14 protein-coding genes are annotated in these 13,697 nt (G+C 62.4%); 8 read left to right on the plus strand and 6 right to left on the minus strand.

What is annotated here, in order from left to right:
- Nucleotides 1-107: 107 nt before the first annotated feature.
- The gene (locus M1L53_RS20665) at nt 108-1,208 is read left to right on the plus strand and encodes a CaiB/BaiF CoA-transferase family protein (RefSeq protein WP_042924245.1); all 1,101 of its coding nucleotides are present in this window, start codon (nt 108-110) and stop codon (nt 1,206-1,208) included.
- 60 nt (nt 1,209-1,268) lie between these two features.
- Here M1L53_RS20665 and M1L53_RS20670 read toward each other — a convergent pair whose 3' ends face one another.
- Both M1L53_RS20670 and M1L53_RS20675 read right to left on the minus strand, forming a co-directional pair.
- Nucleotides 1,269-2,372 (minus strand): bifunctional 2-polyprenyl-6-hydroxyphenol methylase/3-demethylubiquinol 3-O-methyltransferase UbiG, encoded by a 1,104-nt coding sequence (locus M1L53_RS20670; protein WP_003944389.1) that lies wholly within the window; start codon nt 2,370-2,372, stop codon nt 1,269-1,271.
- 47 nt (nt 2,373-2,419) lie between these two features.
- Nucleotides 2,420-3,895 (minus strand): PLP-dependent aminotransferase family protein, encoded by a 1,476-nt coding sequence (locus M1L53_RS20675; protein WP_019749471.1) that lies wholly within the window; start codon nt 3,893-3,895, stop codon nt 2,420-2,422.
- Between the two features lie 61 nt (nt 3,896-3,956).
- On the opposite strand from M1L53_RS20675, the gene M1L53_RS20680 reads away from it, so the two are divergent.
- Nucleotides 3,957-4,187 (plus strand): hypothetical protein, encoded by a 231-nt coding sequence (locus M1L53_RS20680; RefSeq protein ID WP_003944349.1) that lies wholly within the window; start codon nt 3,957-3,959, stop codon nt 4,185-4,187.
- A gap of 45 nt (nt 4,188-4,232) precedes the next feature.
- Nucleotides 4,233-4,703, plus strand: coding sequence for a 5' nucleotidase, NT5C type (locus tag M1L53_RS20685; RefSeq protein ID WP_054186913.1), 471 nt, complete (start codon nt 4,233-4,235; stop codon nt 4,701-4,703).
- Between the two features lie 51 nt (nt 4,704-4,754).
- Here the strand turns inward: M1L53_RS20685 and M1L53_RS20690 are convergent, their stop codons facing one another.
- A complete protein-coding gene (locus M1L53_RS20690; RefSeq protein WP_003944351.1) occupies nt 4,755-6,044 on the minus strand; it encodes an adenylosuccinate synthase in 1,290 nt (429 codons plus the stop codon).
- Nucleotides 6,045-6,327: 283 nt separating this feature from the next.
- On the opposite strand from M1L53_RS20690, the gene M1L53_RS20695 reads away from it, so the two are divergent.
- The 3 genes from M1L53_RS20695 to M1L53_RS20705 all read left to right on the plus strand — a co-directional run bounded on the left by M1L53_RS20695 (nt 6,328) and on the right by M1L53_RS20705 (nt 8,328).
- Nucleotides 6,328-7,002: a hypothetical protein gene (locus tag M1L53_RS20695; RefSeq protein WP_080726714.1), complete on the plus strand. Its 675-nt coding sequence runs from the start codon at nt 6,328-6,330 to the stop codon at nt 7,000-7,002.
- Nucleotides 6,999-7,769 (plus strand): site-2 protease family protein, encoded by a 771-nt coding sequence (locus tag M1L53_RS20700; protein ID WP_054186912.1) that lies wholly within the window; start codon nt 6,999-7,001, stop codon nt 7,767-7,769. Before M1L53_RS20695 ends, M1L53_RS20700 begins: the two co-directional genes overlap by 4 nt.
- A gap of 70 nt (nt 7,770-7,839) precedes the next feature.
- Nucleotides 7,840-8,328, plus strand: coding sequence for a GNAT family N-acetyltransferase (locus tag M1L53_RS20705; protein ID WP_007726792.1), 489 nt, complete (start codon nt 7,840-7,842; stop codon nt 8,326-8,328).
- A 100-nt stretch (nt 8,329-8,428) separates the two neighbouring features.
- On the opposite strand, the gene M1L53_RS20710 is transcribed toward M1L53_RS20705, so the two are convergent.
- Both M1L53_RS20710 and M1L53_RS20715 read right to left on the minus strand, forming a co-directional pair.
- Nucleotides 8,429-9,667, minus strand: coding sequence for an HNH endonuclease signature motif containing protein (locus tag M1L53_RS20710; protein ID WP_256520474.1), 1,239 nt, complete (start codon nt 9,665-9,667; stop codon nt 8,429-8,431).
- A gap of 92 nt (nt 9,668-9,759) precedes the next feature.
- The gene (locus M1L53_RS20715) at nt 9,760-10,257 is read right to left on the minus strand and encodes a helix-turn-helix domain-containing protein (RefSeq protein WP_003944415.1); all 498 of its coding nucleotides are present in this window, start codon (nt 10,255-10,257) and stop codon (nt 9,760-9,762) included.
- Between the two features lie 58 nt (nt 10,258-10,315).
- Here M1L53_RS20715 and M1L53_RS20720 point away from each other — a divergent pair, with 58 nt between their 5' ends.
- Nucleotides 10,316-11,731 carry an MFS transporter gene (locus M1L53_RS20720; protein ID WP_054187141.1) on the plus strand — a complete coding sequence of 472 codons (1,416 nt, stop codon included), beginning with the start codon at nt 10,316-10,318 and terminating at the stop codon, nt 11,729-11,731.
- A complete protein-coding gene (locus M1L53_RS20725) occupies nt 11,728-12,897 on the plus strand; it encodes a thiolase family protein (RefSeq protein WP_054187140.1) in 1,170 nt (389 codons plus the stop codon). Before M1L53_RS20720 ends, M1L53_RS20725 begins: the two co-directional genes overlap by 4 nt.
- Nucleotides 12,898-12,925: 28 nt before the next feature.
- On the opposite strand, the gene M1L53_RS20730 is transcribed toward M1L53_RS20725, so the two are convergent.
- Nucleotides 12,926-13,582: a class I SAM-dependent methyltransferase gene (locus M1L53_RS20730; RefSeq protein ID WP_042452162.1), complete on the minus strand. Its 657-nt coding sequence runs from the start codon at nt 13,580-13,582 to the stop codon at nt 12,926-12,928.
- Between the last annotated feature and the right edge of the window lie 115 nt (nt 13,583-13,697).

The following is a 13,697-nucleotide window of genomic DNA, read 5'->3' on the forward strand; positions in this document are numbered from 1 at the left end:
TGATCGGCGCCTCCCTCGGTGGACACAGTGCCCCGGAGCACACCTGATCGATTCGACACGTTACCGTCGGGTCAGAAGTGTTGTCACCGTCTGAATTGGGAGTGCGTGTGTCTGCAGAAGCTGTGGAGAAGAAGGGCCCGCTCGCGGGCATTCGGATCGTGGAATTCGCTGGATTGGGACCGGGCCCGCACGCCGCGACACTGTTGGCGGACATGGGCGCCGACATCGTCATCGTGCAGCGCGCAGGGCAGATTCCGCAGGACTCGAACGCAACCGACCAGATCAAGCGTGGCCGCCGCATCGTCGAGGCCAACCTGAAGGACCCGGCCGACGTCGCGAAAGTGCTCGATCTCCTGGGCCGCGCCGACGTCCTCATCGAGGGTTTCCGCCCCGGCGTCATGGAACGCATGGGACTCGGACCCGACGTGGTCTCGGAGCGCAATCCGCGCCTCGTCTACGCCCGTATGACGGGCTGGGGACAGGAAGGACCGCTCGCCAACGCCGCCGGTCACGATATCAACTACATCTCACTGACCGGTGTCCTCAACGCCATCGGACGCAAGGGTGAACGTCCCGTGCCGCCGCTCAACATGGTCGGCGATTTCGGCGGCGGTTCCATGTTCCTGATCTTCGGCATTCTGTCGGCTCTCGTCGAGCGCTCGACGTCCGGTAAGGGCCAGGTCGTCGACGCGGCAATGGTCGACGGAACCCTCGCGCTCTCCCACATGATGTGGGCATTCCGCGGTCGCGGCGTCTGGTCCGACGAGCGCGGCGTCAATCTCCTCGACACCGGCGCTCCGTTCTACGACACCTACGAGACCTCCGACGGCAAGTACATGGCCGTCGGATCCATCGAACCGCAGTTCTACGCATTGCTGCTCGAGGGCCTCGAACTCGATCCCGCGACGCTCCCTCACCAGATGGACACGTCCAAGTGGGACGACATGAAGAAGCTCTTCACCGAAAAGTTCCTGTCCAAGACTCGCGACGAGTGGGCCAAGATCTTCCTCGGCACCGACGCCTGCGTCTCCCCTGTCCTGACTTTCGCCGAGGCTCCGTCCAACGAACACATCGCAGCCCGCGGTTCGCTCATCGAACTGGACGGCGTCACCCAGCATGCTCCCGCACCGCGCTTCTCGCGCACGCCCACCACGACGCCTGCTGCGCCGGCGCGTGAGGCGACGGATATCGATACGGTCTGGACCTAGGGCCTTCGGCCCCTGTGCGCCTTTTTGGTAGTTACTGCAACCAAAAAGGCGCACGGGGCGTCAGCCCAACCTGTAGAACCTGAACATCTCGTGCTCGATCGGCAGCACGTCCACCCGCTCGAAACCTGCCGCCTTGGCATAGCTTTCGAGTGTCGAGTGCCTCATCACCGTCCCGGTGGCAATGCTTCCCGGATGCGAAAGACTGTCCGGTAGGCAGCAGGTCAGCGAAAATCCGTACAGCAATTGCTCGATCGGACCCGCCTCGGGATCGAACTCATCCGCCGTTCGTTCGTCCATCACGATCACCGGAGCGCCCGGCTGGGCAATCGCCCGAGCCGTGGAAAGAAAACCCACCGGATCCGGAACGTCGTGAAGGCACTCGAAAGCGAAGACGGCGTCGTAGGTCCCGGCATCGGCTCGCCCGGCCTCAGGAGCCTGTCCGGCGACGTCGACCAACGAGAAATGCACGCGGTCGTCCACCCCCCGATCATGAGCGTTACGACGGGCAGCGTTCACCGACGCCGCGTCGACGTCGAAGCCGTGCACTTCGATCTTCGGGTATCCGAGGGCGAGCGCGATCGACGACCAGCCCTCCCCCATCCCGAGATCAGCGACCTGCCCGCCGTCCGAAAGTGTGGCGTGCAGGTCGGTGACTACCGGCAGAAACTGCTGACAGAGCTGATGGAGATACATCGGCCGATTCAGTAGCGCCTGACCCTCGCGAGCATCGGGGCCCATCGATTCCCACGTGACTCCCCCACCGTGACGATAAGCGTCGAGTAGACGTGGCATCGACGACGTCGTCGCGACGAACAGCCTCGCCAGCGGCGCCAGGAAAAGTAGGTTCTCGTCGTCGACCAGAACATCGGCGTGAGCCTGCGGCAGGCTGTACCGGCGATCGGCATCCGAATTGACGTCCACATAACCGGCGACGGCCTGCTGCTCGAGCCACTCCCGCGCATATCTTTCGACGGTCCCTGTCCGGTCCGCCAGCTCCGTCGACGTGAGCGGGCCGTGATCGCTCAGCGCGCGGTACCAGCCCAACCGGTCGCCCAGATACACGGCCTGCAGCTCCGATGCCCCGAGCGTGGCCGCGAACAATCGTTCTGCGAGCGCTTCCGCCGCACTGGTTCCCGCTGCGCCTGTACCGTCTACCGCCGTCATGCCCTACCTCCTGGTTTCACACCACTTTCAGGGTGTGTACCCAGTTCTCAGACGACGACCATTCGTTGGTCTGCCGTGTCGCGATCCGTCGCGAGAGTGTCGTACGCAGCGGCGATGGATGCAACGCCGCGAATGAGGTCCTCGGGAGAACGTGCGTACGGCACGCGGATGAATCGTTCGAACGCACCTTCTACGCCGAAACGGGGGCCGGCGGCAAGGAGTACGCCGAAGTTGGGTGCCACCGCCGCCAACGCCGTCGAGACGGGCGCGGACATTCGCATCCAGACCGACATTCCGCCGGAACCGATGGTGGGACGCCAGTCCGGCAGATGCTCGGCCACCGCACCGAGGAGTACCGCACGCTGTTCTCGCAGAACTTCGCGACGCTGTTCGAGCAACGAGCGGTCGTCGGCGAGCAAGTAAGCGGCTGCCAACTGATCCATGACGGGAGTACCGAGGTCGACCGCGGCACGCGCCCCCACCAACTGGGTGATGAGCGCGGCATCGGCGCGAATCCAACCGACACGTAGCCCGCCCCACAGCGACTTCGCGGTCGAACCGAGCGTCACCACTTCGGTTTTCGCTGCGCCTCGCCCATGTGAGGCGACCGGCGCCGGCGGTGGTGCGTCGAGCCACAGATCCACCATCGTCTCGTCGACGACCAGAGTCATTCGCGTTTCGTGCGCAATCTTCGCAAGCTCGGCGCGGCCGGAAGAGTCCATGCAGAGGCCGGTCGGGTTGTGAAAGTCGGGGATCAGGTATGCCATTCTGGCAGCGGTTTGCCTTGCTGCACTACGAATCCCGTCGAGATCCCAGGCTCCGGCGGCCGCGAACTCCGGTCGGACCGGAACCGGTACGGGCCGAGCGCCGTTTCGCCGAATCGCTTCCAGCGCATTGGGGTACGTCGGATGATCGACCAGCACTCGCTCGCCGGGTGAGGTGAGCACCGACAGCAACAATCGAAGCGCGTGCTGCGCACCCGAGGTCACCATGATCTGTTCGGCGGTGGTGGGAAGACCCCGCGCCGTGTAGCGCTGCGCGATCACGTCACGCAAGTCGGCGATCCCGACCGGTTCCATCCCGTGTGTGGGAAGGAAGTTCGGAAGTTCCTGCAGCGCAGACGCATACGCCAGTTCGACCTGAGCGGCGGGAGCTGCCATCGCCGCGTAACTGAGGTCGACGACGGGTCCACTCGGCCCGGGTTGATGGGAGCGGAACATCAACCCGTTCGGCCGCGCGCCGGCAGGTAATGCCACGGTGCTTCGCGAACCCTGCCGGCTGATCAGGTACCCCTCGTCTCGCAGCACCGAGTACGACGACGTGATCGTGGTTCGACTGAGTTCGAGTACCGCCGCAAGTTCACGCTCACTCGGCAGTGCGACTCCCAGCGGAACGCGACCGTCGTGCACGAGCAGGCGGATACCGTCGGCAAGCGCACGGTACGCGGGCCTGCGTCCGGACTCTTCCTGCCAGGATCCCAGATCGCGCGCAAGCGAACGGGCACCGAGAACTCGAGTCATCATGCAGTCCAGTATCGACAACTTGGCTATGTAACTCAATACCAGTCGAGTTGATCATATGTCCATGACTACCTTCGCAACCCTGATCGGAATCGGACTCTTCGTGGCACTCGTCTACTTCTTCGCGCCCGCCGAAGGTGAAGGTACATACATTCGTTTGGAGCAGTTTCGCCTGGCAGCACCCCTCGGCGGCATCTTCCACGACAAGACTTCAGACCGCGAGAATGACGCTGTCAGACCCCCGTGCGATTGTGATCAGGGGGAAGAATTCACTGATCTCAGTCCAGTTGCGTGAAACTGGACTCTTTTCGCACTCAGAAAGTCTCCAGAGAGGGTTCCCATGCCGGCTTCCAAAAGGATTCTCTACGTCGATCTCGACAACACCTTGGTCAACTTCCAGTCGGGCATCGATCGCCTGACCGACGGCGTCCGAGAGAAGTACAAGAACGACCTCGATGAAGCGCCGCACATCTTCTCTCGCATGGATCCTCTCGACGGCGCTATCGACGCCTACCACCAACTGGCACAGCAGTTCGACACCTACATCCTCTCGACAGCGCCGTGGAAGAACGCCACAGCCTGGCACGACAAGGTTCTGTGGGTCCAAGAGCACCTCGGCATGGAGGAGGGCAGCGTCGCGTACAAACGTCTGATCCTCTCGCACCACAAGCACCTCAATCGAGGCGATTACCTCGTCGACGACCGCGGAGCAAACGGCGCAGATCGTTTCGAGGGCGAGTGGATCAAGTTCGGCAGCACCAAGTTTCCCGACTGGAAGACCGTCACCGCGCACTTGTCGAAGCTGGCTTGAAACACGAATCCCCGCTCCTGCTTGCAGGAGCGGGGATTTCGAGGAAACGAACTAGCGGACGATCTCGCGCCGGACGATCGTCTCGTCGCGGCCGGGACCGACACCGATGCAGGAGATGAATGCACCCGAAAGCTCTTCGAGCCTAAGCACGTAGTTCTGCGCATTCTGCGGCAGTTCCTCGAAGGTGCGAGCCTCCGAGATGTCTTCCCACCAGCCGGGCATCTCTTCGTAGATGGGCTTGGCGTGGTGAATATCGCTCTGTGACATCGGCATTTCGTCGTGGCGGACACCGTCCACCTCGTACGCGACACAGATCGGCACGGTGTCGAGGCTGCTCAGCACGTCCAGCTTGGTGAGGAAGTAGTCGGTGATGCCGTTGACGCGCGTCGCGTAACGCGCGATGACAGCGTCGAACCATCCCGTACGACGAGCGCGTCCGGTGGTGACACCGACCTCGCCGCCCTGCTTCGCCAGGTATGCGCCGTGATCGTCGAACAGCTCCGTCGGGAACGGACCGGAACCGACACGCGTCGTGTACGCCTTCAGGATGCCCAGCACTGTGGTGATCTTGGTGGGACCGATTCCCGAACCGACCGCCGCACCACCCGAAGTGGGGTTGGACGAGGTCACGTACGGGTACGTGCCGTGGTCGACGTCCAGCAGAGTGCCCTGCGAACCTTCGAGCAGAACGGTCTCGCCGCGCTCGAGGGCGAGGTTGAGTTCCAGGCGCGTGTCCGAGATGCGGTGCTTGAAACCCTCGGCCTGCGTCAGTACTTCTTCGACGACCTGCTGCGGGTCGAGTGCCTTGCGGTTGTAGATCTTGACCAGCACCTGGTTCTTGAATTCGAGTGCTGCTTCGACCTTCTGGGTCAGGATCTTCTCGTCAAGGACGTCCGCGGCACGAACACCGACACGGGCGATCTTGTCCTGGTAGCACGGGCCGATACCGCGGCCGGTCGTGCCGATCTTCTTCGCTCCCAGGAAGCGTTCGGTGACCTTGTCGATGGCCACGTGGTACGGCATGATCAGGTGCGCATCAGCAGAAAGCAGCAGGCGGGACGTGTCCACGCCGCGCTCTTCCAGGCCTGCCAATTCGGTCAACAACACACCCGGGTCGACGACGACACCGTTACCGATGACGTTGTTGACGGCGGGGGTGAGGATTCCGGACGGGATGAGGTGCAGTGCGAACTTGTCACCGTTCGGCAGAACCACGGTGTGTCCGGCGTTGTTACCGCCCTGGTATCGCACGACCCACTGAAGCTGCTCGCCCAGTAGATCTGTAGCTTTGCCCTTACCTTCGTCGCCCCACTGGGCGCCGATCAGGACGATTGCCGGCATGACGTTGTCTCCTACGGTCGACGTGCAGCAGTTGTCCCGCCGCATTGGTACTGCCTGGCTTCCGCGCACATGATGCAGCGCCGAACTGTTGCAGTGACCGAAGGAGCAGTCTAGCCCAGAGCATCAGACCAGACCTGACGGTCCAGAATTTGGCCGGTGACCATCACGATTGCGAGTCGACACAGAGACTCGCACTAAGATCGTCGGCAGTGATTCGGACGGCCATTTCGGGGAAGGGTGGCGAGGTCCCACTACCCGTGAAGAAGTCTTGATCGAGCTAGGAGTGGCTTTGACCCCTGTGGTGCTCAAATGTGGCGATTCGCCGGTTCCACTCCCCCTGGGTGAACTCACGTCGTTCACCGTCCCTGAACTTCCGGAGAAGCAAGACTTCGACGAGGCCCTGTCCCAACTGCAGGTCGTCACGGAACCTCGCTTGATCGTCGTGGGTAACGACGGCGCGTTTGCCGCGGCATTGACGCGGTTGATGCGATTGGAGCGACTCAACGTCGAACTCGCCTACGTCACCGAGAACAGGTCCGACGCAACCGACGCGTACAAACTCGCGACCGGTGCAAGAGCTGCGCGCGCGGCCTTGAAAGGCACAGTCCACACCGTGCCGCTCATTCGCGACGACGCTGGAATCGCGCTGGTAGGCGCAGCAACTGTCACGGGTCCGGCGGATGCAGACGAACTGATCGGCGAGGCCTACGTCGACGACAACAAGCTGTTCTCCGGCACAGTCCCCGGCATCCGGATAGTGCCGAGCCCCAAGCTCCCCGGGATCAAGGCATCAGTCGACCGCAAGAGCCGCTGGAGCGGGCGACGCTGGCTGGAAGGCCGAGCCATTCAACTGGGCTCGCCGGCAGCGCGACTGGTTCGCGACGGGGTGGCCAACCCACGCGATCTCAAGCGTTCGACCTTCTACCGGCACGACAAGACTTGGTTGTTGGTCAGGTGAGAACCGGAGCAGCACGGTCGGCGGTTCGGCCGAGCCCTGTCTTCCTCGGCGTAGTTGCGATCACTGTCATCGCCGGAATCGTCGCTTGGAACTCGACGTGGGGTTCCATCGCGGGCCGCGCGGGTGTTTTTGTCCTCGTGGTTGCCGGCTGGGTGGTCACGCTCTGCTTGCACGAATTCGCGCATGCCTATCTGGCGTGGCGTCATGGAGACACCGACGTCGAGGCTCGTGGCTACCTGACGCTCAACCCGCTCAAGTACAGCCATCCGATGCTCTCGATCGGTCTGCCGGTGCTGTTCATCGCATTGGGCGGCATCGGGCTTCCCGGCGGCGCCGTGTACCTGCGCACCGGGATGTTCCCGCCCAAGGTGCAGGCCCGAATATCGCTCGCCGGTCCGTTCACGAATGCCGTCGCCGCCGTGATCCTCCTCGTCGTCATACGTACGTACGGCTCATCGGCCGAGAATCTGACGTTCTGGGCCGGCCTCAGTTTCCTGGCTTTCTTGCAGGTCATGGCAACAGTTTTGAACCTGCTCCCAGTCCCGGGTCTGGACGGTTACAACGCGCTGGAGCCCTACCTCGCACCCAATACACGGCACCAACTCGACCAGTTCAAGCCGTACGGACTGCTCCTGCTGGTTGCGCTCCTGTTCGTCCCACAGATCAATGTCGTCTTCTTCGACGCGATCTACTGGATCTTCGAATTGAGCGGTGTGTCCGACTACTACGCCATGCTCGGTAACGCCCTCATGCGTTTTTGGACGTGATCGAGTGCGCTGGAGGAGACTCGTGAGAGTCTGACATTTCAGACATTCATTCTTCTTCAGGGGAGCATCGATGATTGCGACGTCATTTCAGTCCGGCGGAGTGGAGTACACCCTCACGCGGGCCGAGATTCGACACGTGGAGGCACTGATCGACTTGCTCGCCGACGACCCGATCGGCAGCACCCGGGAGACGACCAACCCCGAAGCCCGAACGATCTACGAGGACGCGTTCAAGCGAATCGACGAGGATCCGGCTCAACTTCTCGTCACCGTTCTGGTCGGCGACGCGGTAATCGGCACAATGCAATTGACCTTCATTCCGGGTATGAGCCGGATGGGTGCCACGCGACTGCAGATCGAAGCTGTTCGCGTCCACGAGGACTACCGAAGTAAAGGCATCGGCAGTTCGATGATCCGATGGGCCTGCGAAGAAGGTGCCCGGCGCGGCGCGTTTCTGGCGCAGCTCACTTCGGATCAAACTCGCAAGGAAGCTCACGACTTCTACGAGCGACTCGGATTTGTGGCCTCCCATGTCGGGTTCAAGAAGTCACTGAGCTGACGCCCTGCCACAAAACTCCCAAACGCGGGGACTCCCAAACGCGAGCTCGAGCACCGGGGCGTAGAGGTGCCCCGGTGCTCACGTCTTCAGTTGTCGCGATTCACGCCGCTGTGGGTGGGCTGTTCCCGCCGATCGGATGCTGATACGGATCCACCGACATCGGCGGATAGAACACCGTCTTCCGATCCGGACCGATCTCCACCCGCCACTCCGTGTGATGCAGCGTCCGATGATGATGACCGCACAACAGAATCAGATTATCGAGATCCGTTGGGCCACCATCGTTCCAGTGAACAATATGATGGGCATCGCACCACCCCGACGGAGTCCCGCACCCCGGAAACGCACACCCACCATCCCGAACCGCCAACGCCCGCCGCTGCGGCACCGTCGCCGTTCTCGCTTCCTTACCGCAGTCGAGCGGAACACCACTCTCATCCAACAAGATCCGGGTGACCGTGCAGTCGCACGCCAACATCCGGGCAGTATCGATACTGATCGGACCCACCCAATCCGCCCACGCAAACCCGAGTTCCTCCGTCGACGGCAGGAGGTCTTTCAAAGCCTGCAGATCCGTCATGTCTTTCGCGGACGCAGTCACCGTGATGTGCGGTTTCACCCCGCCTTCGATCGGACCCAACCCCGCCCGCTCGTACCGCCGCAGTAGTTCGCAGAACCCGTCCGCCCGCCGCAGCGCCGGCGTACGGGTGTCCTTCACACCGTCCTTCTCCGGTATCGGCGCAGACAGACTCGACAACAACGTGATCAGACGCGCCCCGTTCACCGCATCCAAATCACCCTTCACCCACACGCGCCCGTACAAGCCTTTCGAGGCATAGAACTCGTTACGCTCCGAATCCTCACCCACCGGAACCCCGTCCTCACGCTTGCCGTACTGCTTCTCGATCCGCCGGATCGCCGCCCGCACCGCATCACAATCCGCAATGTTCTTCGACGCCAACGACAACAAAATCCCGCGAGCCTTGTCCACATCCGCCGGCGTCATGTTCTTCGGTGGATGCTGACAAAACGACGCCACCTGCCGCGCTTTCAACGCATCAACATCCCCGCGGTGGAACGCATCCGCGACAACAGGTTCGAGCATCAACAACCGCGCCAACCCGACCAGCAGACTGCACTCACCGATCTTCAAATTCGTCGAACCATGCAACCACTGAGCGATCGCCCGAAAACCCTTTCCACCGAGAACGTCCCGGGAAAACATCTCCACGATCAGCAACACCATCCGCGACTGCAACTCGTGTCGGGCGCGCACCAGATCCAGAACCTCACCCTTGAGGTCCTCGCTATCCAGTTGCCATGCTTCCCGACTGTCCATGCTCAAAGTTTAATCGAACATACTTTCGATAACCAGAGACAAACCGGACAACTTCAAGAAGACCTACACTCGAGAGCTGTTGAGATGCATCGCTATTCGCGCAACCGCCGACGCGATTCGTTGACAGAGACTCGCAACTCCCCCAAAGGCACTTCACGACCCGACTCACTGCGCACCTCGACGCGAACGCGCTCACCAGTAGCGTCGTCGGCCACCTCCAACGGTCCACCTTTTCCGCCGTGCAGATACTTGTCGCCCCACTGCATCAGCGCGAGAACCGCCGGCAGCAGGTCACGGCCCTTCTCGGTGAGCACGTACTCGTGCCGCGTCCGCTTTCCAGGCTCCTTGTACGGCACACGCTCGAACAGTCCCGCCTCAGTGAGTTCTTTCAGCCTCGCCGACGCAACCGCCTCGGTGATGCCGACTCGCGACGCGAAGTCGTCGAAACGCGTTGTGCCGTAATAGGCCTCTCGCAGAATGAGCATCGCGGATCGAGTGCCGACCACTTCCATGGCCCGCCCGATCGAACAGTGCGTGGCCCGCCAGGCGTCGCGATCTTCGAGCACTCCGGTCAGTCGTACAGCGTCCATGCATTTCACCATACCCCCTGGCTTGCCATAACCATAGCCAGAGTCTAGATTGCTGACTATGGAACTTCATAGCCAGCCGGTGCGGATCGGACCCCTGCTCGCGATACTGTCGGGGGCGCCGTTTGTCGCCAGCCTCGATCTTTTTGTGGTCAACGTGGCCTTCGGCGACATCGCCAAGAGCTACCCGGGTCACTCGCTCGGCGAGTTCAGTTGGATCCTCAACAGCTACGCGATCGTCTACGCCGCACTGTTGATACCCCTCGGACGCTGGGCGGACAGGATCGGGCACAAGCGCGCCTTCATCGCCGGCCTCGCACTGTTCACCCTCGCCAGCGCCGCCTGTGCCTTCAGCCCGTCCTTGTGGGCACTGGTGGTCTTCCGTATCGTCCAGGCAGTCGGCGCCGCAGCGCTCACCCCGGCCAGCCTCGGGCTTCTGATCAATGCGCTTCCCGCCGCGAAACGTCAATCCGGCGTTCGCATCTGGGCAGCCGCCGGCGCTGCAGCAGCTGCATTCGGCCCTGTCGTGGGCGGCATCCTCGTAGAGGCCTCGTGGCGCTGGGTCTTCCTGATCAATGTTCCAGTGGGCATCGTGTTGCTCTACTTCGCAGTCCGACTCGTACCGGATACAACACACAAGGATCCCGATGCCGGTATCGACTTCGTCGGCGCTGCCCTCCTCACCGTCGGAATCGGCTCTCTCGCCCTGGCACTCGTCCAGGGTCCGGACTGGGGATGGACCGACAATCGCGTTCTGATCGCCTTCGCCGTGGCTGCCGTGACACTACTCTCGTTCTGGTGGAGCAACTCTCGTCACCGGACTCCGTTGATTGCTCCGGATCTTCTGAAGATCCGCTCGTTTGCCTGGTCCAACGTCACCGCCATCCTGTTCAGCGCAGCATTCGCCGCGGGTCTTCTCTCGAACATCCTGTGGCTCCAGGAAGCCTGGGGATACTCCGCTCTGCGAACCGGTTTCGCCGTCTCACCGGGTCCGCTTCTCGTTCCGCTGTTCGCCATCGCCGGCGGATCGCTGACGCGCAGGTACTCGGCGGGACGCGTCGCCGCACTCGGCAGCCTTCTGTGGGCAGTCGGAACCGTACTCGTTCTCGTCTCGGTTGATACGACGCCCAACTACGCGACCGGACTCCTACCAGGCTGGATCATCGCCGGGATCGGTGTCGGCCTTGCCCTGCCGACCATTCTGTCGCAGGCCACGGCGGATCTGGCACCTGCCAGATCGGCCACCGGTAGCGCAATCGTCAGCATGAGCCGACAGATCGGAACCGTTCTCGGCGTGAGCGTTCTGATCGCGGTTCTCGGCTCTGCTGTCGACTACGACACCTTCCGCCAGGCCTGGTGGGTGATCTTTGGCGTCGCGCTTGTGTCTGCCCTGGCATCACTGGGAATGACGCCTGCGACCACACCCACCCCGGTTGTCCCTGCTGAATCCGCCATCCCTGAAAGGAATTTGTCATGAGAGACGCAGTTATCGTCGAAGCCGTTCGCACTCCGATCGGCAAGGGAAAGGCGAACGGCGCCCTGCACGGCATCAACGCCGTCGACCTCCTCGCCCACAGCCTCAAGGCGGTAGTCGAACGCACTGGAATCGATGCAGCATTGATCGACGACGTCATCGGTGGAGCGGTAAGCCAAGTCGGTGAACAGAGCCAGAATGTCACTCGCACTGCCCTTCTCGCCGCAGGCTACCCTGAGTCGGTACCGGGAACCACCGTCGACCGACAGTGTGGAAGTAGCCAACAAGCAGTTCATTTTGCCGCTCAGGGCGTCATTGCCGGTGCGTACGACATCGTTGTCGCTGCCGGAGTCGAGTCGATGAGCCGAGTCCCTATGGGCTCGAGCAGCATCGGGCGCGAATCACTCGGCGTGGGTTTCGAAGAGCGCTATCCGGACGGTCTGGTACCGCAGGGCATCAGCGCCGAATTGATCGCCGCCAAGTGGGGACTGAGCCGCACCCAACTCGACGAGTTCTCGGCGTCGAGTCATCGGAAAGCCGCGCTGGCAAGCGAGAGTGGTTACTTCACCAAGGAACTCGCCACGCTCCCGCAGCTGTCGGTCGACGAGGCCATCCGCCCCGGCACCACGGTCGAGACCCTGGCCGGCCTACGGACCGCCTTCGAATCCGACTACTACGCACAGCGATTCCCACAGATCGACTGGTCCATCACCGCGGGCAACAGCAGCCCGCTTTCGGACGGCAGTTCGGCGGTGATGATCACGACCAGTGAGATCGCCGCGAAACTCGGCCTCACCCCGAAGGCACGATTGCACAGCTTCGCAGTTGCCGGCGACGATCCGCTCTACATGCTCACCGCGGTCATCCCGGCTACGCAGAAGGTCCTGGCCCGTGCGGGGTTGACGGTCTCGGACATCGATCTGTTCGAGGTCAACGAGGCCTTTGCCCCCGTCATCCTGTCGTGGGCAGCGGACACCGGCGTCGACCTGTCCAAGGTCAACGTCCACGGCGGCGCCATCGCGCTCGGCCACCCACTGGGCGGCAGCGGAACGCGGATCATGACCACCCTGGTCAACGCGATGGAGCAGCGCGGCGCGCGCTACGGACTCCAGACCATGTGCGAGGCAGGTGGGTTGGCAAACGCGACCATCCTGGAGCGCCTGGGCTGAGCGATCCCCGATGGACGGCATTCCGACATCAGTGACCGAGTGCCGTCCATTCGGGATCCGGCTTGCGCGCAACGACCCGAAACACGATTCCGCCCCGGCCGCTGCGCTGCACCTCGTCGATCAGGAAACCGGCGTTTTCGAGGTATTCAACCGGTTCACGGGTGAGATGATCGGCACCGAACCGAACAAAAAGCGGTTCGACGACCTTCATCAACGTACGAGCAACAACGTTCTTGCTCGGTCCGTGCTCGGCGAGGACGAATCGACCACCGGGTACCAGGACTCGAAATGCTTCGTTCGCAACTCGGTCCGGATCGGGGATCGTGCAAAAGGCGTAGGTCGAGACCAACGTGTCCACGCACTCGTCGGGAACATCGAGTGCTTGCACGTCTCCGAGTCGTAGGTCGACTTCGGTCTTCACTCCTTCGGAGACCTTGAGCCTGGCCTGATCGAGCATCGCAGTCGAGATGTCCACGCCGATGACGTAATCGACGTCGTCTCCGTAGAGAGGCAGGTTCAGTCCGGTACCCACGGCGATCTCGACCACGCGGCCATGCGCCTGGTCCACGGCCCATTTCCGGGCGTCACCGAGCACAAAGCGTTCGAAGCGCCCGATCTGTCGGTCGTAGTGCGCCGCCATTGCGTCGAAAGTCTTGGCGACCTGTGCAGTGTCTGGTTCACGCATAGTGCCCCGTTTCGATCGATCTTCTGTGCAGTCTTACACGCGAGCACCGGGTCGGGAAGACCTTTCGTGACGAAGGGCAACCGACCTCGCGAGGTCGTCCCTGACGGATGCCCCC

The sequence above is a fragment of the Rhodococcus sp. T9N genome (assembly GCF_024436645.1).
Taxonomy (GTDB): domain Bacteria; phylum Actinomycetota; class Actinomycetes; order Mycobacteriales; family Mycobacteriaceae; genus Rhodococcus_F; species Rhodococcus_F qingshengii.

Bases quoted from the DNA above. Each gene is read 5' to 3' on its own strand.
- M1L53_RS20670 (WP_003944389.1), bottom strand. From the start codon at position 2,372: ATGACGGCGGTAGACGGTACAGGCGCAGCGGGAACCAGTGCGGCGGAA.
- M1L53_RS20720 (WP_054187141.1), top strand. From the start codon at position 10,316: ATGGAACTTCATAGCCAGCCGGTGCGGATCGGACCCCTGCTCGCGATA.
- M1L53_RS20710 (WP_256520474.1), bottom strand. From the start codon at position 9,667: ATGGACAGTCGGGAAGCATGGCAACTGGATAGCGAGGACCTCAAGGGT.
- M1L53_RS20685 (WP_054186913.1), top strand. From the start codon at position 4,233: ATGCCGGCTTCCAAAAGGATTCTCTACGTCGATCTCGACAACACCTTG.
- M1L53_RS20680 (WP_003944349.1), top strand. From the start codon at position 3,957: ATGACTACCTTCGCAACCCTGATCGGAATCGGACTCTTCGTGGCACTC.
- M1L53_RS20725 (WP_054187140.1), top strand. From the start codon at position 11,728: ATGAGAGACGCAGTTATCGTCGAAGCCGTTCGCACTCCGATCGGCAAG.
- M1L53_RS20715 (WP_003944415.1), bottom strand. From the start codon at position 10,257: ATGGACGCTGTACGACTGACCGGAGTGCTCGAAGATCGCGACGCCTGG.
- M1L53_RS20675 (WP_019749471.1), bottom strand. From the start codon at position 3,895: ATGATGACTCGAGTTCTCGGTGCCCGTTCGCTTGCGCGCGATCTGGGA.
- M1L53_RS20705 (WP_007726792.1), top strand. From the start codon at position 7,840: ATGATTGCGACGTCATTTCAGTCCGGCGGAGTGGAGTACACCCTCACG.
- M1L53_RS20730 (WP_042452162.1), bottom strand. From the start codon at position 13,582: ATGCGTGAACCAGACACTGCACAGGTCGCCAAGACTTTCGACGCAATG.
- M1L53_RS20690 (WP_003944351.1), bottom strand. From the start codon at position 6,044: ATGCCGGCAATCGTCCTGATCGGCGCCCAGTGGGGCGACGAAGGTAAG.